The sequence below is a fragment of the Rhizobium sp. AC27/96 genome (assembly GCF_001692325.1).
Taxonomy (GTDB): Bacteria; Pseudomonadota; Alphaproteobacteria; order Rhizobiales; family Rhizobiaceae; genus Rhizobium.
Genome location: NZ_LXKN01000010.1, coordinates 19532 through 40306, shown reverse-complemented (window position 1 = coordinate 40306; position 20775 = coordinate 19532). Strand labels below are relative to the sequence as shown.

Sequence of the window (20775 nt, the reverse complement as noted above, 5' to 3'; positions counted from 1 at the left end):
GCTCGTCTGTGCCGGCAGGCTGAACAATGCCATGCGGCTGACCGCGCTCAACGAGCGGGCGGAGATGATCGGCCTGAAGCGCGGCCAGGGCGTGGCGGAGGCCCGGGCGATCTGCCCTACCCTCGATGTCATCGAGGAAGATCTTGTGGCGGATCGCAAGCTGCTGGAGGCGATCGCCGACTGGTGCGATCGCTATACGCCACTGGTGGCAATCGACGGCAAGGATGGCCTCTTTCTCGATATTACCGGCTGCGCCCATCTCTTCGGCGGCGAAGAGGCGCTGCTCGAGGATATATTGATCCGGATTTCCCGGCTCGGGCTCGACGTGCGCGGCGCGATTTCCTCCGCGCCGGGCCTCTCCTGGGCGGTTGCCCGCTTCGAAGAGAGCCGCATCGTTCCCCCTGAAGCCATGGAGGAGGCGCTGGCGCCGCTGCCGGTGGCGTCGCTGCGGCTTGGCGAGGAGACCGTTGCCGCCTTGCAGAAGATGGGCCTGAAGCAGGTGGGCGATCTCCTGGCGGCGCCACGGGCGCCGCTTGCCCGTCGCTTCGGCGCACAGGTGCTGTTGCGGCTCGATCAGGCTGTCGGTCTCATCGAGGAGCCGATTTCGCCACGCCGGCCGGTGGCGCAACTATCCGCCGAGCGCCGGCTTGCCGAGCCGGTGCAGGCGGAAGCCGATATTCTGCAGCTCGCCCATATGCTTGCCGAAACGCTGAAGCCGGGGCTGGAGGCGCGTGGCGTCGGCGGCCGCTCCTTCGAGCTTTTGCTGTTCAGGGTGGATGGAGCGGTCTTCCGTATCGCCGCCGGAGCATCGCAGCCGCTGCGGGAGCCGGGCCGGATCGCCAGCCTGTTTAACGAGCGCTTCACCGCCATTCATGACGATATCGATGCGGGATATGGTTTCGAGATTGTCCGTCTCAATGTGCTGCAGCACGCTCCCTTCGATGCGCTGCAGGGCGATTTCGTCGGAGAGGACCGGCAAGGTACGTCACTTGCCGCCTTCGTCGACCGGGTTGCGGCGCGGCTGGGCCCGGATTGCCTGCAGGGTTTCGAGCTCAGGGAAAGCCATATTCCCGAACGGGCCGCCCGGCCGGTGCCGGCCATGCAAATCCTCGCGGCTCGCCGGCGGACAGGCAGAGAATATGCCGGCCGCGGCTTTTTCAGGGGCGAACGGCCGTTGCGGCTGTTCCGTATGCCGGAACTGGTCGAAACCGTTGCCGCCGAAGTGCCTGACGGTCCTCCCCGGCAGTTCCGCTGGCGGCGCGTCATGCATCGGGTCAGCCGGGCCGAAGGGCCGGAGCGGCTTTCGGCGGAATGGTGGGTCGAGGAAAAGGAAGAACCTGCCCGCGATTATTTCCAGATCGAGGACGAAGAGGGACATCGTTTCTGGCTGTTCCGCAAGGGCCTCTACGGCCAGACCGCAACGCCGCCGGACTGGTACATGCATGGGGTCTTCGCATGAGCGCGCATCCGAGCTTTCACGAACCGGCGCCCTTCTTCGAGATTGGGGTAAGAACGAATTTTTCCTTTCTCGAAGGTGCCTCGCATCCGGAGGAGATGGTGATACAGGCTGCTCTTCTTAAGCTTTCCGGATTTGGAATTGCCGATCGTAATTCGGTTGCCGGCGTGGTCAAGGCGCATGCGCATACCAAGGTTCTCTGGGAGGAATATAAGAGGACCCCCGAGGAAAACATTGAACGTCGAGCCAAAGGAAAGCCCGAAAAGCCGCTCCTGAAGCCGGTCCCTTTCCAGCCCGGCGCCCGCCTGGTCTTTTCGGACGGCACGCCCGACATTCTTGCCTATCCGCAGAACCGCAAGGGCTGGGCCCATCTTTGTCGTCTGTTGAGCGCGGGCAATCTGCGCGGTGAAAAGGGCGTTTGCATCCTCAACGAAAGCGACCTCATGGAATGGGGCGACGAGATGATGCTGGCGCTCGTTCCCGATGCTGACAGCGTGGAGACGACGGAAGGCCAGGCAAGGCTGGAACAATGCCTCAAGCGGCTATGGATGCGCTTTGGCAGGAAGTTTCATATGGTCCTGTCGCCGGCCTATGACGGTCGGGACCGGCTGGTTTTTGCCACGCTCTCCATCATCGCGATTCGAAACGGCGTGCGGCTGATCGCCAGCAACCAGCCGCTCTACCACGCAACCGAACGCAAGCCGCTTGCCGATATTGTCGTTTCGATCCGCGAGCATGTCCCGATCGCCGAGGCCGGCTTCAAGCTGGCGGCGAATGCCGAACGTTATTTGAAGGATGCTGCCGAGATGGGTCGCCTCTTCAAGGATTATCCGAAGGCCCTCGCCAATACGCAGAAGTTCTTTAGCCGGCTTTCTTTTTCGCTGGACGAGCTGAAGCATAATTATCCCGATGAAAGCACTGAGGGAGAGACCGTTTCGGAAACGCTGGAGCGGTTGACGCGGGAGGGTGCGAACTGGCGCTATCCCAATGGAATCCCCGAAAAGGTCGCCAAACAGATCGATCATGAGCTCGTTCTTATTCGAGAGCGGCAATATGAGCCCTATTTCCTGACGGTGCATCGCATCATGGAATATGCCCGCAGTCAGAATATCCTGTGCCAGGGGCGCGGTTCTGCCGCCAATTCGACGGTCTGTTATTGTCTCCGGATTACCGAAGTCAATCCGGAAATCACGACCCTCTTGTTCGAGCGCTTCATCTCCACGGAACGCGAGGAGCCACCGGATATCGATGTCGATTTCGAGCATGAGAAGCGCGAAGAGGTTATCCAGTTCATCTACAGGCATTACTATAAGGAGCATGCGGGGCTGACGGCGGCGGTCACCAGTTACCGAGCACGCTCGGCCGGCCGCGAAGTGGCGAAAGCCTTCGGCATGTCGGAGGATGTGCAGTCTGCCCTTGCGAGCGGCGTCTGGGGCTGGTCGACCGAGGAGCTGTCCGATCGGGAAGCAAAGCTCGCCGGCCTCGATCTCACCGACAAGACGACCAAGAACGTGCTGTCCTATGCCTCTACACTGATGGGGTTTCCTCGGCATCTGACGCAGCATGTCGGCGGCTTCGTCATTACGCGGGATCGGCTGGATGAAGTGGTGCCGATCATGCATACGGCGATGGACGATCGCTACATGATCGAATGGAACAAGGACGATCTCGACAATCTCAATATATTGAAGATCGACGTGCTGGCGCTCGGCATGCTGACCTGTCTCGCCAAGGCCTTCGACCTGCTGCTGCTGCATTACGACGTGAAGAAGGAACTTGCCGATCTCGGGAGTGGCGAATATCCCGACCGCGTACCGGTCTATGACATGATTTGCCGCGCCGATACGATCGGCGTCTTCCAGATCGAAAGCCGGGCGCAGATGAGCATGTTGCCGCGTCTTAAACCCCGCAGATTCTATGATCTGGTTATCGAGGTGGCGATCGTCCGGCCCGGTCCCATCCAGGGTAATATGGTGCATCCCTATCTCAAACGACGGGATGACGTTCTTCAGAATCGACCGATCGAATACCACCGTCCGGAATTGAAAGCGGTCCTAGAAAGAACGTTGGGAGTGCCTCTATTTCAGGAACAGGCGATGCAGATCGCCATTACTGCGGCTGGATTTTCGCCCGCCAAGGCCGATCGGCTACGCCGATCCATGGCGACGTTCAAACGTACGGGAAAGGTGGACGAATTCAAGCAGGACATGGTTTCAGGCATGGTTGCGAACGGTTACCCTCAAGACTTTGCCGAGCGCTGTTTCAGCCAGATTGAAGGTTTCGGCGAATACGGCTTCCCTGAAAGCCACGCGGCGTCCTTTGCTCTTCTCGTCTATGCCTCCTCCTGGCTGAAGACCTACTATCCCGATGTCTTCTGTGCGGCGATCCTCAACGCCCAGCCGATGGGCTTTTATGCGCCGGCGCAGCTGGTGCGCGATGCGCGCGAGCATGGCGTCGAGGTGCGGCCGGTGGATGTCAATCATTCCCAGTGGGATTGCCTGCTGGAGGAAGCGCGCTTCGACAAGAACGCGATCGAGCCGCGCCATGCGACGATGCGAGACGATATCAGGACGAGCCGTGCCGTCCGTCTCGGTTTCCGGCAGGTCAAAGGCCTGTCTGGAGATGAAATGGAGCAGTTGGTCGCGCGCCGGGGCGACGGTTATCAATCCGTGCGCGATCTCTGGCTGCGTTCCGGGCTTGGCAAGTCGCAGATCGAGCGACTGGCGGATGCCGATGCCTTCGGCTCCATGGGTTTGAGCCGGCGTGAGGCGCTCTGGGCGGTGCGGGCGCTCGATGCCGGCAGTGCTGCCGAAAAGCTTCCCCTGTTCGATCTCGGCAATCACGCAGACTTGCAGGTCGAGCCGGCCGTTACCCTGCCCGAGATGCTGCCTGGTGAGCAGGTCATCGAGGATTATCGTTATCTGTCGCTATCCCTGAAGGCCCATCCGGTTTCGTTCCTGCGCGCCGATTTCGCCAATATCGGTATCGTGCCGAACCGGGATTTGCCCAATGTGGCGAATGGACGGATGGTAACGATCGCGGGTCTGGTGCTGGTGCGCCAACGGCCGGGTTCGGCCAACGGAGTGATCTTCATGACGCTGGAGGACGAGACCGGCGTCTCCAATGCGATCGTCTGGCCGAAAATATTCGACAAATATCGCGCCATCGTCATGGGCGCGCGGCTGGTCAAGATTCGCGGCCGTCTGCAGAGCGAAAGCGGCGTCATTCATGTGGTGGTCGACTACATCGAAGACATGACCTCGGCGCTGGGTATCCTGCAACGTGAGGCGCGGCGTTTCGGCGTCAGCGACCGGGCGGACGAGGTGCTGCGGCCGACCATGGATCACAGGCAAAGGAAGAGGCACGTCTCAGCGGATCTGCTGACGCGCAATACCGGTCCAGCGACGGAAGGACGCAGCGATATCGCCGAAACGGCAAATGTCATGCCCAGAGGCCGCAATTTCCATTGAGATCCAGGGCTTTGCGGCGGCATGGCTGTGCCGCCCGCTTCGCCCGCCGATAAAAATGAGTCGTTTCTTTCTTGACAAAGAGCGTCTTCTTTAGCAGATAACAAGACAGCAGATGTCATGTTTGACGGACTGAGCGAAGAATGCTGGTTTGTAGCTGTAATTATATCACCGACAAGGAAATCCGGGACGTCATCAACGAGTTCCTGGATCAGGACTGTTGGCAGCTCATCGTCCCCGCCAAGGTCTATCACGCCATGGAAAAGCGCGGCCGTTGCTGCGGCTGTTTCCCGAATGTCGTTGATATCATTATACAGACAACCGAAGATTATCATGCCCGTCGCCACTCGACGGAAGCCGAAATATTTGATTTCATGTCCCGCCTGAAAAAATTTCATGAAGACAACAGGAGAGCGGACATTGAAAGGCGACAAAAAAGTCATCGAGCGGCTTAACGAGGCGCTGTTTCTCGAGCTTGGCGCAGTCAATCAATATTGGGTTCACTACCGGCTTCTCGAGGATTGGGGCTATACTAAGCTCGCCAAGAAGGAACGCGCTGAGTCCATCGAAGAGATGCAGCACGCCGACCGTCTCGTAGCCCGCATCATTTTCCTAGAAGGACATCCGAACCTGCAGACGCTTGCGCCTCTGCGTATCGGCCAGAATGTCAAGGAAGTGCTGGAGGCAGATCTTGCCGGCGAATATGACGCCCGCACGGCCTACAAGAAGTCCCGCGACATCTGTCATGATGCCGGCGACTATGTGTCGATGAAGCTGTTCGAACAGCTGCTGATCGACGAGGAAGGTCATATCGACTTCCTGGAAACTCAGCTGGAGCTGCTCGGAAAGATCGGCGAAGCCAAATACGGCCAGCTCAACGCCGATTCTGCCGATTCCGCAGAATAATCGTTATATGGATCCGGCCACCTGTCGGTGGCCGGATTTCCTCGTTTAATCCTCGGCCTTCAGGCCGGCGAGATGCTCGAACTCGGCAACGACCTTTTCGTAGACCGGCCGCTTGAAGGCGACGATCAGCTCGGGCAGCACTGCCATAGGCTTCCATTCCCAGGCATCGAATTCCGGCTCATGGCCGCCCGGCGGCGGGTTGATGGCGATTTCGCTCTCGTCGCCGTCAAAGCGGAAGGCAAACCAGCGCTGCGTCTGGCCGCGGTATTTCCCCTTGAGGCCGATGCCGATCAGCTGCGGCGGCAGGTCGTAGTTGATCCAGTCCTTTGCTTCCGCCAGTAGGGTCACGGTTTTCATGCCCGTCTCCTCATAGAGCTCGCGATAGGCGGCTTTCAGCGGGTCCTCGCCCTCATCAATGCCACCCTGCGGCATTTGCCAGAGCTGCGGCGAGCCGTCATATTCGGAATTGCCGATCGGAATGCGTTTGCCGGCCCAAACGAGGCCATCGCGGTTCAGCACCATGATGCCGACGCAGGGACGGTAGGGCAGGTCTTCGGCTCGCACGGGCGCGTGGGGCTTGCTCATCTTCTTCTCCAGGGGATCATGGATGCTTGGGGTCTTCGGCCAGCGCCGAGACCGCGACGATTTCGATGCCGCGCATGGCGGCTTCCTCGCTCCATTTGCTGATGGCGTCGACGCTTTCGTCGAAGGCGGAGGCAACTCCGATTGCCGAGCCATTGCGGCGGGCAATGCGCTCTAGCTCGTCGAGCTTCTTCAGGATGGCATCCTGCTGCAATTCTCCATCAAGCTGCACATCAGCAAAGGCATGCGGCACTTCCAGCGTCTTGGCGAGGGTTCCGGACTTGGATTGGGCTGACGAACCGTCATCGAGGAAAAGCAGGCCGCGCTTGCCGACATCACGCAACACCGGCTCCATGGCGCCGGCATTCGACAGGAACCGGCCGCCGAGATAGTTCATGACGCCGGTATAATTGGTGATCTTGCCCATCGCCTTGTGCAGGTTGTCGATATTCCTGGCGGCGGATAGCGAGGTCAGAAGCGTGTCGGGACCGGGATTGTTGCCCGGATAGTCGAAGGGTTCAAACGGAACCTGAATCAAGATTTCGTGGCCGCCGCGACGCGCATCCTGCATCCAGCGCTGCAGGCTGTTGCCGCTGGCTGCGAAGGCAAGCGTTATCTCTTCCGGAAGCTTCTCGATGGCGCGCTGCGTGCCGGTCTGACTGAGGCCGAGACCGCTGACGACGATGGCGATGCGGGTGCCGCGGGCGCCGGACCAGGGTCTGGCATATTGATCCATCGGCCTCAGGCCGTTCGGCCCGGTGATCGGCAATTTGCCGAAGGGCGAATCCTCGAGCAGGCTGTCGTTCGGCGTTGCCGCCATGCGGGGATCCTGGCCGACCTGATTGGCATTGATCAGGACAGGCCCATTGCCGTCGCGATTGCTCGGGCTGAACATGGTGACGACGGAACCGTCATCGGTGACCACACGTGAGGTGTTGGCGCCTGATTGCGGATCGACCTGTGTCAGGCCCCCCTGGCTGCTTGCCGTCGGCTTCGTCTCGTCCGGCGGGGCAGGGTCTTCCTTCTTCGCCGTTTCGGTCGGTTGGGTTTTCCTGAGGTCGTCGCGCAACAGCGCCGAATAGAGGGAAAAGCCGGCGATCGCGATCAGGCAGAGGCCACCAAGAATGCGCCCGAAAGGCGGAAGTCTCCGCTGGCGGCCGGGCCTGCGGTTCTGTCCCAGCGGTGCATGCAAATCCGTTCCCAAAGTTCTCATCCACCCAAGCGGGAAACTGTGCTGGCTCCAGGCATCCCGCTCTCATCGAAGCGAAAAAGATAGCGCAGACTTAAACTGTCAAAACTGACGAAACAGGTTTCGAACAAGGCCGCATTCATTCGGCCGAGGAAAGCGGGACGATAATTCCTGTCCCGCTCCCCCTATTGAAAGCGCCGGGTCTGTTTCCAGCCCGGCGCCATTTCCTTACTTGGAGGAAACCGCTTTTTCCGGGTTTGGCGGGAAGGACGGATCCGTCTTGGCGCCGCGCAGCAAGTCGAGCGCGTAGTTGAGCTGGATGTCGTCCTTCGGATCCGGCGGCACGTAGGCCGAGGAGCCGGAGCCCTTGTCGGTTTCGCTCTGGCCCTTGATGTGGCCCGGAAGGCTGGATTCGCCCTCAGTCGTCAGCTTGCCCTTCAGGTCATCCGGCAGCGGCTGGTCGACCTTGACGTCAGGCGTAATGCCGATGCCCTGGATCGAGCGGCCCGACGGCGTGTAATAGAGCGCCGTCGTCAGGCGGAGCGCGCCATTGCCGTCACCCAGCGGTATGATCGTCTGGACCGAGCCCTTGCCGAAGGACTGGGTGCCGAGCACGGTGGCGCGACGCAGATCCTGCAGGGCGCCCGCGACGATTTCCGAAGCCGAAGCCGAACCGCCATTGATGAGCACGATGATCGGCTTGCCATCCGTCAGGTCGCCCGGAGTGGCGTTGAAGCGGCGGGTCTCATCCGGGTTGCGGCCACGGGTCGACACGATTTCGCCGCGCTCAAGCACATCGTCGGCAACGTTGATCGCCTGGTCGAGCAGGCCGCCCGGGTTGAGGCGCAGGTCGAAGACATAGCCCTTCAGCTTGTCGGCCGGGATATCCTTCTTGATCTTGGCGATCGCGGCTTCAAGATCAGGCGTGGTCTTTTCGGTGAAGGAGATGATGCGGATATAGCCGACATCGCCGCCTTCCTCGCGGGACTTGATGGCGGCAACCGCGATCACGTCACGAACGATGGTGAGCTCGATCGGCTTGTCGGCGCCCTTGCGCAGCAGCGTCAGCTTGATCGGCGTCTTGACCGGGCCGCGCATCTTCTCGACGGCGTCTTCCAGCTTCAGGCCACGTACGGACTGGCCGTCGATGGCAGTGATATAGTCGCCGGCAAGAACGCCGGCCTTGGCAGCAGGCGTGTCGTCGATCGGCGTGATGACCTTGACGAGATCGTTGTCCATCGTGACTTCGATGCCGAGACCGCCGAATTCACCCTTGGTCTGGGTGCGCATGTCTTCCGCATCCTTGGCATTCATATAGCTCGAATGCGGGTCAAGCGAGGTCAGCATGCCGTTGATGGCGGCTTCGATCAGCTTGTCTTCCTGTGGCGGCGTCACATACTGGGCGCGCACGCGTTCAAAGACATCGCCGAAAATCGACAACTCCTTGTAAGTGGAAGTACCCGCGGCTTCCGCCGGCGCCACCGCCGAGTAGATAACGCCCATCGCGGTCGCACCCATCAATGCGCCAACGAGAACAAGAGAAGCCCTACGTATCATTGCGTGCCTTTCCAGTGTCTTTAGAGGTCCACCAGGGTCGAGAATCGACCGGCTTTCCATCTTTTCGGAATTCAATGTAAAGCGTTGGCCGATCCGTTTCCAGCGCCAATGCGGTCGCGCTCGCGACTCTTTTTTGGCCCATCGTGGCCAGCGGCTCGCCGGCGAAGACAAATCTGCCCGGACGCGTCTTTATCGCGTCCATTCCCGACAGCACCATGTGGTAGCCGTCGCCCGTGTCCAGGATGATCATCTGGCCGTAGCTGCGAAACGCGCCGGCGTAGACAACCGTGCCATCGGCGGGAGCCGTGACGAGCGCATCCGGACCCGTTGCAACGGTCAATCCCATTGCCGTGTGGCCGGTGCCGTCGTCGTCGCCGAACTGGCGGAGAATATCGCCCGCCACAGGCAGCTCCAACTTCTGTTTAAGGTCGGAGAAGGCATATGCGGGCGTAATGCGGTTTTTATCGGGCACGCCGTTCTCGGCAAGGGCCTTTGCCTGCTCGCGCTGCTGGTCGGTCAGCTGCCCCCTGCGGGCCTCTGCCGCACGCGCGGCAGCGGCGGCATCGCGGACCGAACCGATCTGGCTTTCCAGCGAAGCGACGAGGCCTTCCAGGCTGGTTGCCTGGCCCGCCAGTTCCTCGGCGCGCTTGCGCTCAGCCTCGAGCTGGGTGGCATTTTCCTTGCTGTGCTTGTCGTTCTCGGCGACCAGCAGGTCCATGCGCCGCTCTTCCTCCATGCTGTTGGTCATGGTGGTGGTGAGGCTCGCCTTTTCGGCGGCGGCATCGGCATGCAGCTTGCTCAGATCCGTCAGGTCGGCAATGAGCTTGTCCGTCTCCTTGCGCATCCCGGGCACGACGGCCCCGAGCAGGATGGCGCTGCGCACCGAGGCGAGCGCGTCATCCGGCGTCACCAGCAGCGCCGGCGGCGGATTGCGGCCCATGCGTTCCAATGCCCCGAGAACCTCGGCGAGCAAAGCGCGGCGATCATGCAGGGAGGCGCGGATCTTGTCTTCCTTGACGGCGAGATCCGTCAGCGTCTTTTCGCTCTGCTGGATCTTGCGGTCCAGATCCTTGCGGCGGGCGGCGCTGTCGATCAGCGCCTGGCGCAGGCTGGCGCTGCTCTTGTCGAGCGCGGCGATGCTGTCTTCCAGCTCTTTGGTCTTGTCGGAGGAAAGGTTGATCGTCTTCGACAGCGTTTCGAGTTCGGCGCGGGTTTCGTCGCGCTTGCGGGCGAGCTCGGCGGCCGGGTCGGGTGGCTGTTGAGCCGATGTCGCTGGCGCCCTATCGTCAGGGGCTGTCGGGGCGACGCTGTCGGCCTCCTGCGCCTGCGCCACGTCCGTCGCCGAAAAAGGGACTGCCACATAGACGCCCACGCCAAGGCACGCCGCCAAGGCTGGCAGCAGAAGGCGGGAAAGCATGGGCGAGGGTTTTCTCATCCAGTCGGTTCGGGCCTGGTCCCTTCAGATCGCGTGAAAACAAGCCGATTTGCCGCGATCACCTGGGAAGCATCATCATTTTTAAGGCGGGAATCAAAACACGCCTGTGTGAGCGTTTCGTTAACGCAAAAAGCCAGGAAGCCAAACTGTTTTTGGGCTTGGCTTCGAGTTCACGCTGGCTATCGATTGAGTGAATAAGAATATTATAATATTAAAGTTCATGTGCGCATCAAAATAATGTAGGGAAATCATGACCGTACTGGAAAAGGTAAGTGATCTCATAAAGATGAAATCGTCGCAGCCGATTTGTGATGACTGCATTACGCGAGAGCTGAACTTGTCAATTCGACAACACGCCAATCATAAGACTCGCGAGCTCAGTCATTATCAGGCTTTCAATCGTCGAGTTGGCGTTTGTTCTGTCTGCAAAAATACAAAGAAAGTAATCAGCCACAATCATCCGAGGTAGTCGCCAAAAGTGCACGAATATTCGTTTGGTTGGAGGGAGAATATTCGTCTCCGCGAGCCTCTCGGCTGGTCGTATAAATTCACACCCGGTGGTAGGGGTGCCCGGACAGGATGGTGACGGCGCGATAGAGCTGTTCGGCGATGAGAATGCGCACGAGCTGGTGCGGCCAGGTCAATTTGCCGAGGCATATGGTCATGTCGGCTTTGTCGTAAAGGGACGGGTCGAGGCCGTCAGCACCGCCGATGGCGATCGTCAGGTCGCGCTTGCCCTGATCGCGGAATGTGCCAAGCATGGCGGCAAAGGCTTCGCTGTCCAGAGCCTTGCCACGTTCGTCGAGAAGGATGAGGACGCCGCCTTCCGGATGCGTCTTTTGCAGCAGTCCGGCTTCTTCACGCTTGCGGGTCTCGCCGTTGGATGCGCGGCTTTCGGCAACTTCGGTCATGCGGGCCAGTTCCAGGCCGATAGCCGGCCCGGCTTTGGCAAAGCGGTCGAGATAGCGGGCCGCAAGGTCCTTTTCAGGGCCGGTTTTCAACCGCCCCACCGCAAAAAGACCTATTCGCATTCCCGCTCCAAGCATATCCGCCATGATGGCGGCACAAAACAAAACCCTTGCCGGACGGTCATGTCCGGCCATTGAGAGCTGCCAGCCGGGGCCGGGAACGGCGCCTTTTGAGCATTTTCGCATTCCGGACGGAAAACCGCTGTGCACTTTTCCCGGAAATGCGTGTTGCTCGGCTAGTGCAGCGTGCCTTCGTCGAGATCGGGTGCTGCCCACATCTTTTCGATGTTGTAGAACTCGCGGATCTCGGGACGGAAGACATGAATGATGATGTCGCCGGTGTCGATCAACACCCAGTCACCGCCATCCAGACCCTCGACGCGGGCATTGCCGAAGCCCTCGTCCTTGAGATCGGTCATGAGATGGTCGGCAATCGCCAAGACATGGCGGCTCGATCGACCGGAGACGACGACCATATGGTCTCCGAGCGCAGACTTGCCAGCAATGTCGATGGTGACGATATTTTCGGCCTTGGAGTCCTCGAGGCTGACGAGGACGGCTTGCAGGGCGCGGGCAGCGGCATCGACGCCACGTTCCGAGCTCTTCGGGATAACGACAGGCGCTCTCCCCTTGGCGTGTACTGTTGTCAGTGCTCTTCCTTCCTTGAGTAACAGAACAGGCACATATGCGATCTGAGTCGATCACACCATAAAGATAGGCATCAAAGCATAAAGGTTTCAAGACGCAGGCGACGTTCTACAGGCCGCAAAGACAAGGATTTGTGTCTGAATGGGGCGCTTTCGCACCAGATATGGAGAATATTCGCACCGAAAGCCAAAAATCAGCCTTCCGGGCTCACTCCGTCGACAAGAATGAGGTTGCGGCTGAGGGCCTGATCGCGAACCTTAAGGGCAAGGGCATATTCCGGCGAGCGATACCAGATCCGCGCCTGCTCGATGTCGGGAAACTCGACGATGATGATTGCCCGCCGCAACCATTCGCCTTCCAATTGCTCCACCTTGCCGCCGCGAACGAGATAGCGGCCGCCATAATGGGCTATGGAGGCGGCGGCGCGGCTTCTATAGATCTGGAATGCTTCGTCGTCCCTGACCGTGACGTCGGAGATGATATAGGCCGGCATGGCTTTTCCCATCTATACTATCAGCACGATCTCGCATCGCCATTGTTTCGGGCGCCGATGTGCGTGATTCTTCATGTCAGATAGGTCATCTGCGTCCCATGTACAGGCGCGCGAAGGCCGCGTATAGAAAAGTAGATCCAACATCCCAGATGCCATGACCGACACTCCGCAGCCATCGCTAAAGCCCATCCTTCGCATCCATTTTTCGGGGCAGGACCGGCTTGGGCGCGGCAAGATGGAGCTTCTCGAGCATATTCGGGAGACGGGCTCGATCTCCGCTGCCGGCCGCGCCATGGACATGTCCTATCGCCGGGCGTGGCTGCTCATCAGCGAATTGAACCATATGTTCCGGGAGCCGGCTGTCGAATCGCAGCGTGGCGGCCAGAAGGGCGGCGGCGCGGCGCTGACGCCTTTCGGCGAGGAATTGCTGCGGCGCTTTCGCGGCATGGAGACGACCTTGCGCGCCGCCATAGCCGACGATCTGGACTGGCTCGAAGCCAATCGCAGCACGGACGATGCTTCGGCCGAGAAGCCCTGATCCAGCCTTTATTGTTCGAGCGCCACGGTTTTTATGATCGCGTGGACCGGCAGGCCAACTCGCAGGTCCAGCCGCTCGGCGGAGAATTGCGTGATGCGCGCAAATACCACGTCGCCGCCGCAATCGACTTTCACTTCGGCCGTTCCATCCGCCATCATGGCGATATCGCGCACTGCGCCTTCAAGGATATTCAGCGCGCTCAGGCCCTCGGGCCTTGCGGTTGCCAGCATGACGTCGCGGGCGGGGATATGGACACGCACCGTCTTGCCAACGGCGGCCGCCTGGCCGGGCACGAAGAGCCTTGCTGCCTTCAAGGCCACGACGGTCAAATTATGCCTGGTGTCGATGTCCTCGACACGGCCTTCCAGCAGTACGCCCGCCTCGCGCCGGTCGGCCGCCAGCGGGCCGGAAAGCTGGCTGAAGATGTCGGTGGCGGCGCCGATCGTCTCCACCTTGCCATCGCGCATGACGACGACGCGGTTCGCCAGCCGCGCCACTTCGGCGATCGAGTGGCTGACATAGATGATCGGTATCTTCGTCTCGTCGCGCAGCCGTTCGAGATAGGGCAGGATCTCGGCCTTCCGGGCCTCATCGAGTGCCGCCAGCGGTTCGTCCATCAATAGCAGTCGCGGCGACGACAGGAGTGCCCGGCCGATCGCGACGCGCTGCTTCTCGCCGCCGGAGAGTTTGGTCGGCCTGCGGTCGAGCAGTGGGCCGATGCCGAGAAGATCGACCACGCCGTCAAAGCTCTCGCTGCGCTCGCCTCTGGGCGCGAACCAGCGGCCATAATTGAGGTTCTGCCGCACCGAGAGATGCGGGAAAAGGCGGGCCTCCTGGAAGACATAGCCGAAGCGCCGGCGGTGGCGTGGAACGAAAACCTTTCCGTTGGTGTCGGCCAGCACGGTGCCATCAAGGCTGATGTGGCCATGGTCAGGCCGGATCAGCCCGGCGATGATGCGAATGATTGAGGTCTTGCCCGAGCCCGAGCGGCCGAAAAGGGCCGTCACCCCGCCCTCGGAGGTAAACGCGGCCTCAAGCGAGAAGGCGCCGAGGCGATGGCGGATATCGACGGAGAGGGTCATTCGAAATCCACCCTCCGGCCGGCGAGATAGGCGAGAAATTCCGAGGCGAGCAGGGCGGCCATGGAAATGATGACGGCGACGATTGTCAGCCGCATCGCACCGGCATCGCCACCCGGAACCTGGGTGAAGGTATAGATGGCCGAAGACAGGGTCTGGGTCTCGCCGGGAATGTTGGAGACGAAGGTGACGGTGGCGCCGAATTCGCCCATGGCCTTGGCAAAGGACAGGATCATCCCGGCGATGACGCCGGGCAGGATCAGCGGCAGGGTCACCGTCAGGAAGGTCCATGCCGGGTTGGCGCCGAGTGTACCGGCGGCTTCCTCCAGCTTGCGGTCGACGGCTTCGATCGACAGACGGATGCTGCGGACCATCAGAGGAAAGCCCATGACGCCGCAGGCAAGGGCCGCACCCGTCCAACGGAAGGAAAAGACGAGGCCGAGATATTGGTCGAGCAACGAACCGATCGGCCCCTTGCGGCCGAAGAGAATGAGAAGGATGAAGCCGGTGACGACAGGCGGCAGGATCAGCGGCAGATGGATGACGCCATTGAGGATGGATTTGCCCCAGAAGCGGCCGCGCGCCAGCAGATAGGCGGCTGTGATGCCGAAGGGAAGGCTGACCAGCATGGCGACAATGGAAACGCGCAGGCTCAGCTCGATCGCCGTCCATTCGTCGCTGCTCAAACCCAATGCGTCCAAATCCCGCCCCTTGAAACATCTCAGGCCCGCCATGGGTCGGCGAGCCTGATGGTTGAACTGTCATGCCTGAATTGCGGTGGTGACACTCACTGCTTCAGGATCGTGAAGCCCTCATGCTCGAAGAAGGGAACAGCCTTAGCCGATTTCAGATAGTCGAAATAGGCCTGGACGTCGGGGTTCTTGCTGCTGGCGGTGATGGCGATCGGGTAGACGATCGGCGGGTGGCTGTCTGCCGGGAAGGTGCCGACCACAGCAACGCCCGGATCGGCCGAGACGTCGGTCTGGTAGACGATGCCGTAGGGGGCTTCGCCACGCGATACGAGCGCGAGTGCTGCGCGCACGCTTTCAGCGCCGGCGACCTTCTTTTCAACGGAAGCCCAGACGCCCAGCTTTTCCAGCGCCGTCTTGCCGTATTTGCCTGCCGGCACCGATTCCGGCTGGCCGATCGCCAGGCGGCCATCGCCGAGAAGGGCTGCCAGATCGAAGCCATGCTTGATGTCGACGGGCTTCGCCTTGTCCTTGGCGGCGACCAGAACGAGCTTGTTGCCGAGGAGGTTCACCCGGCTGTCGTCCTTGATCAGCTTCTTGCCGGCGACATAGTCCATCCAGTTGGTGTCGGCGGAAATGAAGAGGTCGGCGGGTGCACCGTTTTCAAGCTGTTTTGCAAGCGGTCCGCTCGCGGCATAGGAGACGGTGACCTCCTTGCCGGTTTCCTTGGTGAAGGCGGCATCGGCATTGTCGAGCGCGTTCTTCATGCTGGCGGCGGCAAAAACCACGATCTTGTCGGCGGCGAGCGCCGGCGTCGGGATGACCGACAGGCCGAGCCAAGCGACTGATACGGCAGCGGTTGCAAGTTTGATCCATCGGCGTCTATTCGTAGCCATCTTATTTCTCCCCAAAGATGTCGTCATGTTTCGAGAGATATAACGACAGGCGAAACTTGGCTAGGGATGTGTTCGGAAAAATATATCGTGTCATGAATGTGTAACCCCACGAATTTTATGGGTTTTCTATTCTGCGGCGCATATGCAGGCGCTTAGATGCCGCAAAAACGCATGACTAGATTCGCCCAGCGGGTTGGCGAACGCTCACGAAACAACACGTAACGTTACGAACCGTGGGTTATCGCGATATCTGGCGGATGGCTCGATCATGAGAATGCGCTTCGCTCGGCCCGCGATTTGTAAAAGAAGCGTTTTTTGGGCAGAAAATTTTTAAAGCCATGTACCAAATGCATTGCTGCATTGCGCAATCGACGATTTATTATGCGGCGGAATCTGCTAAAACATAAGCATCGAAGCGGCGATCTCCTCCTCCCAATGCCGCTAGATATGGATCAGCAACTATCCTCCTCCCAGTTGCTGATCAGGATTAAAGCCCGACGGATCCTCCTCCCCCGTCGGGCTTTTCATTTTTAAACCTTCCCAAAAATTCCGTTGCTTATTGTGCTGCGCGCAAGGCTGTCGAGCTAAGTGTCGACCTTGGTCCGTGGATGAATGTCCAGGCTGGCGCCTGTCTCTTCCAGAGCACGCGGGCGTCATCCTCGTCGACGCGGGCATAATGAAACGTCTTTGCCATCTTGGCGGAGAGGTAGGACAACGTCGATCCCGGCCGGTCGATGACGGCGATGGGGAAGGTACGAGCGATCTCCTGCCATTTTTGCCAGCGATGGAACGTATTGAGGCTGTCGGCACCCATGATCCAGATGAAATGCACCCGGGTGTTGCGCGCCTTTATATGCGCCAGCGTGTTTGCCGTGTAGCTCAGCCCAAGCGTCTGTTCGAACGCCGTCACCTTGATACGCGGATCACGGGCGACCATTTCGCTGAGCGCAACACGTTCGGCCAGCGGCGCAAGGTGATTATGGTTCTTTAGCGGATTACCCGGCGTCACCATCCACCAGAGTTGATCGAGGCCGAGCCGGCGAATGGCGATCTCGGCCACTAGCGCGTGGCCGCGATGTGGCGGATTGAACGAGCCGCCGAAAAGACCGACCACCATGCCGCGCTCGGCATGGGGCATGCGCAGATAGCGTTGATCGATTTCTTCTTTCAGCACGTCAGGGCCGTATCTGTCCGGCGCCGCGCACGCGATATTTGAAGGATGTCAGCTGCTCGACGCCGACAGGGCCGCGGGCGTGCATCTTGCCGGTGGCGATACCGATTTCCGCGCCCATTCCGAATTCGCCGCCATCGGCAAATTGCGTCGAGGCATTGTGCAGCAGGATCGCCGAATCGATTTCGGTGAAAAAGCGTTCGACGACCTGGGGATCCTCGGCGATGACGGCCTCGGTATGGTTGGACGAATATTTGCCGATATGATCGATCGCGCCGGAAATGCCGTCGACGAGGGCAACAGAAATGATTGCCGCCAGATACTCCGTCGTCCAGTCCTCTTCCGTTGCAGCCTTGAGGTCCGGCTCAAGGCTGAGTACGTCAGCCGAACCCCGGATTTCGCAGCCCGCCGCGGCAAGCCCGTCGAGCAACGGCTTCAGGTGCGTGGAGGCGACCTTCTTGTCAACCAGCAAAGTTTCCGCAGCACCGCAGACGCCTGTGCGGCGCATCTTGGCGTTGACGACGATGGATTTTGCCATGTCCAGATCGGCCGAAGCATCGATGTAGATGTGGCAAATACCTTCGAGATGGGCAAAGACCGGCACGCGCGCCTCGGTCTGCACGCGGCCAACCAGGCTCTTGCCGCCGCGCGGCACGATGACGTCGATATTGCCTTCGAGCCCGCGCAACATGGCGCCAACGGCGGCGCGGTCACTGACGGGCACGAGTTGAATGGCGTATTCCGGCAGGCCAGCTGCCTTCAGCCCTTCGACCAGGCATTCATGGATCGCCTGCGATGAGCGGCGCGAATCGCTGCCGCAACGCAGGATAACGGCATTGCCGGCCTTCAGGCACAGCGCGCCGGCATCGGCCGTCACGTTCGGCCGACTTTCGAAGATAACGCCGATGACGCCGAGCGGCGTACGGACGCGCTCGATCTTCAACCCGTTCGGGCGATCCCAGGCGGCAATCGCTTCACCGACCGGATCGGCCAGCGCGGCGATGGCGCGGATACCTTCGGCCATCTCAGCGACGCGCTTGTCGTTCAGCGTCAGGCGATCGACGAAGGAGGCGAGCATATCGGTGCCTTCCACGTCTTTCAGGTCCTTGGCATTTTCGGCGAGGATATGGTCCTTGCGAGCGAGAATGGCGTCCGCCATGGCGGCAAGCGCCTTGTTCTTGCTCTCTGTCGAAGCGAAGGCCAACGGTCGCGACGCAGCCCGGGCCTTGCGGCCGATATCGTTCATCAGCGCATCGATGTCGGGGCTTTGTGCGACAGTATCAAGCATGGGCTTCATCCCTATTCAATTTCTCGGCCTTCGTCTTGACGGAAGCGGTCATGACGAGGTCGTCGCGATGCACCATGGCGGCGCGGCCGGCATAGCCGAGGATGGCCTCGATCTCCGCCGATTTGCGGCCGGTGATCTGGCGCGCCTCTTCGGCGTCGTAGCCAGCTAGTCCCCGGGCGATTTCACGGCCGGTAGGGCCGATGACGGCGACCGTGTCGCCGCGGCCGAAATGGCCGACGACGTTGCGCACACCGGCGGGCAGCAGGCTCTTGCCGGCGCCGAGCGCGGTCACCGCGCCCTCGTCGACATGCAGTTCGCCGGCCGGTTGCAGCTGCCCGGCAATCCAGGTCTTGCGGGCGGTCACGGGCGTGCCTGAAGGGGCGAACCAGGAGGAGCGCGCACCGTTTTCAATTGAGTTCAGCGGACGATCGGTCTTGCCTGACGCGATGATCATGGCGCAGCCGGCGCCGGTGGCGATCTTGCCGGCATCGATCTTGGTGCGCATGCCGCCGCGCGACAATTCGGAAGCGGCGCCGCCAGCCATGGCCTCGATTTCCGGCGTGACTTCCGCGATGGTATCGAGAAATTTTGCCTGCGGATCGAGATGCGGCGGGGCGGTGTAAAGCCCATCGATGTCAGACAGCAGCACCAGAAGGTCGGCGCCGGTCATGGTGGCGACGCGGGCGGCGAGGCGGTCATTGTCGCCATAGCGGATTTCGCTTGTGGCGACCGTGTCGTTCTCGTTGATAATAGGCACGGCGCCGATTTTCAGGAGCTGGTTGATCGTGGCGCGGGCGTTCAGGTAGCGGCGGCGCTCTTCGGTGTCGCCAAGCGTCAGCAGGATCTGGCCGGCGACGATATCGTCATGCGACAGGCTTTCCGACCAGGCGCGGGCGAGCGAAATCTGCCCGACGGCTGCTGCCGCCTGGCTTTCCTCGAGCTTCAGCGCACCGGAGGGCAGGTCGAGCACGGATCGCCCGAGCGCGATTGCGCCCGAGGAGACGACCAGAACATCAATGCCCTTGGCCTTCAATGCGGCGATATCGGCGCACATGCCGTCGAGCCAGGATTTCTTCAAGCCGGTCTTGCGATCGACGAGAAGGGCAGAGCCGATCTTGATGACGATGCGGCGGTAGCGATCGAGCGGCTTGCGGGCGGTCATCCCTGCTGATCCCCGTCCTCGTGATCCTCATCCGCATCGTCGGACGTCTGCAGGTCGCGATGGCGCACCTTTGGTGCCTTCGCCGGCCTGCCGGCCTCGCCCGCATTGGCTTCGACGATGACGTCGCGCAGCGCGCGCAGCACTTCGGTCATGCCGCGGCCGGTGATGGCCGAAATCTGGAAGGGTGTCTTGCCGCAGGCCCGCGCCAGCTCGCGCGTCTTCTTCTTCAGCGTTTCCTCGTCCACCACGTCGATCTGCGATAGCGCGACGATTTCAGGCTTGTCGGGAATGCTGTTGCCATAGGCTTCAAGTTCGTGCTTGACGGTCTTGTAGGCCTTACCGACCTTTTCTTCCTGGGCGGAGACCAGATGCAGCAGCACGCGCGTGCGCTCGACATGGCCGAGAAAGCGGTCGCCGATGCCGACGCCTTCATGCGCGCCTTCGATCAGGCCGGGAATATCGGCCAGGATGAACTCCTGGCCATCGATGGTGGCGACGCCGAGATTGGGATGCAGCGTCGTGAACGGATAGTTGGCGATCTTCGGCCGGGCACGGCTGACGGAGGCCAGAAACGTCGATTTGCCGGCATTCGGCAGGCCGACGAGACCGGCATCGGCGATCAGCTTCAGCCGCAGCCAGATGGTCTTTTCTTCGCCTGGCAGGCCGGGATTGGCCCAGTCGGGCGCCTGATTGACCGAGGATTTGAAATAGGCGTTGCCGAAGCCGCCATTGCCGCCCGGCGCCAGGCGGAAGCGCTGGCCTTCCTGGGTGATGTCGCAGATCAGGGTTTCGCCGTCTTCCTCGAAGATCTGCGTTCCCACGGGCACCTTCAGCGTCACGTCTTCGCCCTTGGCGCCGGCGCGATTGCGGCCCATGCCATGCGTGCCGATGGTTGCCTTGAAATGCTGCTGATAGCGGAAGTCGATCAGCGTGTTGAGACCGTTGACGGCCTCGACCCAGACATCGCCGCCGCGGCCGCCATCGCCGCCATCCGGTCCACCGAACTCGATGAATTTCTCGCGCCGGAAGGAGACGCTGCCTGCGCCGCCGTCGCCTGAGCGAATATAGACTTTTGCTTCATCGAGAAATTTCATCTTACGTCCGTCACCCGGTGTCGGCGCATATCCCTTCGGATCGAATGGGATTTAGAAAAGCCTATGCGCTCTTTAATCGATTTCAGCCGCCCTTTGCGCATCCATAAGCGCGCATTGGCCGGCCATTTACCCGTCATGTCGCCTTCGATATAGGCGC

19 protein-coding genes are annotated in these 20775 nt (G+C 60.7%); 5 read left to right on the top strand and 14 right to left on the bottom strand.

Annotated elements, in window-relative coordinates; all coding sequences use genetic code 11:
- Positions 1–31 precede the first annotated feature (31 nt).
- From A6U86_RS10545 to bfr, 4 genes are all read left to right on the top strand, one after another.
- The gene (locus tag A6U86_RS10545) at positions 32–1459 is read left to right on the top strand and encodes a DNA polymerase Y family protein (protein ID WP_068390547.1); all 1428 of its coding nucleotides are present in this window, start codon (positions 32–34) and stop codon (positions 1457–1459) included.
- Positions 1456–4926: an error-prone DNA polymerase gene (locus A6U86_RS10540; protein ID WP_068390277.1), complete on the top strand. Its 3471-nt coding sequence runs from the start codon at positions 1456–1458 to the stop codon at positions 4924–4926. The genes A6U86_RS10545 and A6U86_RS10540 overlap by 4 nt, the downstream gene beginning before the upstream one ends.
- Positions 4927–5066: 140 nt before the next feature.
- A complete protein-coding gene (locus tag A6U86_RS10535) occupies positions 5067–5378 on the top strand; it encodes a (2Fe-2S)-binding protein (protein ID WP_068390274.1) in 312 nt (103 codons plus the stop codon).
- Positions 5344–5829 (top strand): bacterioferritin, encoded by a 486-nt coding sequence (gene bfr, locus A6U86_RS10530; protein WP_068390272.1) that lies wholly within the window; start codon positions 5344–5346, stop codon positions 5827–5829. The genes A6U86_RS10535 and bfr overlap by 35 nt, the downstream gene beginning before the upstream one ends.
- A 45-nt stretch (positions 5830–5874) precedes the next feature.
- On the opposite strand, the gene A6U86_RS10525 is transcribed toward bfr, so the two are convergent.
- From A6U86_RS10525 to A6U86_RS10495, 7 genes are all read right to left on the bottom strand, one after another.
- Positions 5875–6414 (bottom strand): RNA pyrophosphohydrolase, encoded by a 540-nt coding sequence (locus tag A6U86_RS10525; protein WP_068390269.1) that lies wholly within the window; start codon positions 6412–6414, stop codon positions 5875–5877.
- A 16-nt stretch (positions 6415–6430) separates the two neighbouring features.
- Positions 6431–7615 (bottom strand): divergent polysaccharide deacetylase family protein, encoded by a 1185-nt coding sequence (locus tag A6U86_RS10520; RefSeq protein ID WP_068390266.1) that lies wholly within the window; start codon positions 7613–7615, stop codon positions 6431–6433.
- A 213-nt stretch (positions 7616–7828) separates the two neighbouring features.
- Positions 7829–9157 carry a S41 family peptidase gene (locus A6U86_RS10515; RefSeq protein WP_068390263.1) on the bottom strand — a complete coding sequence of 443 codons (1329 nt, stop codon included), beginning with the start codon at positions 9155–9157 and terminating at the stop codon, positions 7829–7831.
- The gene (locus A6U86_RS10510) at positions 9147–10574 is read right to left on the bottom strand and encodes a murein hydrolase activator EnvC (RefSeq protein ID WP_083196783.1); all 1428 of its coding nucleotides are present in this window, start codon (positions 10572–10574) and stop codon (positions 9147–9149) included. Before A6U86_RS10510 ends, A6U86_RS10515 begins: the two co-directional genes overlap by 11 nt.
- Before the next feature lie 566 nt (positions 10575–11140).
- On the bottom strand, positions 11141–11623 hold the full coding sequence (rlmH, locus tag A6U86_RS10505) for a 23S rRNA (pseudouridine(1915)-N(3))-methyltransferase RlmH (protein ID WP_068390544.1): 483 nt from the start codon (positions 11621–11623) through the stop codon (positions 11141–11143).
- Positions 11624–11796: 173 nt separating this feature from the next.
- Positions 11797–12243, bottom strand: a complete 447-nt coding sequence (gene rsfS, locus A6U86_RS10500) for a ribosome silencing factor (protein WP_068390257.1) — start codon at positions 12241–12243, stop codon at positions 11797–11799.
- Between the two features lie 158 nt (positions 12244–12401).
- A complete protein-coding gene (locus A6U86_RS10495) occupies positions 12402–12701 on the bottom strand; it encodes a DUF1330 domain-containing protein (RefSeq protein WP_068390541.1) in 300 nt (99 codons plus the stop codon).
- Positions 12702–12855: 154 nt separating this feature from the next.
- Here A6U86_RS10495 and A6U86_RS10490 point away from each other — a divergent pair, with 154 nt between their 5' ends.
- Entirely contained in the window at positions 12856–13239 is a 384-nt protein-coding gene (locus tag A6U86_RS10490; RefSeq protein ID WP_068390255.1) for a winged helix-turn-helix domain-containing protein, read from the top strand.
- An 8-nt stretch (positions 13240–13247) separates the two neighbouring features.
- Here the strand turns inward: A6U86_RS10490 and modC are convergent, their stop codons facing one another.
- The 7 genes from modC to obgE all read right to left on the bottom strand — a co-directional run bounded on the left by modC (position 13248) and on the right by obgE (position 20618).
- On the bottom strand, positions 13248–14321 hold the full coding sequence (gene modC / locus A6U86_RS10485; RefSeq protein WP_068390252.1) for a molybdenum ABC transporter ATP-binding protein: 1074 nt from the start codon (positions 14319–14321) through the stop codon (positions 13248–13250).
- On the bottom strand, positions 14318–15019 hold the full coding sequence (modB, locus tag A6U86_RS10480) for a molybdate ABC transporter permease subunit (RefSeq protein ID WP_068390538.1): 702 nt from the start codon (positions 15017–15019) through the stop codon (positions 14318–14320). Before modB ends, modC begins: the two co-directional genes overlap by 4 nt.
- A gap of 86 nt (positions 15020–15105) precedes the next feature.
- Entirely contained in the window at positions 15106–15903 is a 798-nt protein-coding gene (gene modA / locus A6U86_RS10475) for a molybdate ABC transporter substrate-binding protein (protein ID WP_068390249.1), read from the bottom strand.
- A 556-nt stretch (positions 15904–16459) separates the two neighbouring features.
- Positions 16460–17041: a nicotinate-nucleotide adenylyltransferase gene (locus A6U86_RS10470; protein ID WP_244509871.1), complete on the bottom strand. Its 582-nt coding sequence runs from the start codon at positions 17039–17041 to the stop codon at positions 16460–16462.
- 37 nt (positions 17042–17078) lie between these two features.
- The gene (locus tag A6U86_RS10465) at positions 17079–18362 is read right to left on the bottom strand and encodes a glutamate-5-semialdehyde dehydrogenase (protein ID WP_068390536.1); all 1284 of its coding nucleotides are present in this window, start codon (positions 18360–18362) and stop codon (positions 17079–17081) included.
- Positions 18355–19524 carry a glutamate 5-kinase gene (gene proB, locus A6U86_RS10460; RefSeq protein ID WP_068390240.1) on the bottom strand — a complete coding sequence of 390 codons (1170 nt, stop codon included), beginning with the start codon at positions 19522–19524 and terminating at the stop codon, positions 18355–18357. Before proB ends, A6U86_RS10465 begins: the two co-directional genes overlap by 8 nt.
- Entirely contained in the window at positions 19521–20618 is a 1098-nt protein-coding gene (gene obgE / locus A6U86_RS10455; RefSeq protein WP_068390237.1) for a GTPase ObgE, read from the bottom strand. The genes proB and obgE overlap by 4 nt, the downstream gene beginning before the upstream one ends.
- Positions 20619–20775 lie beyond the last annotated feature (157 nt).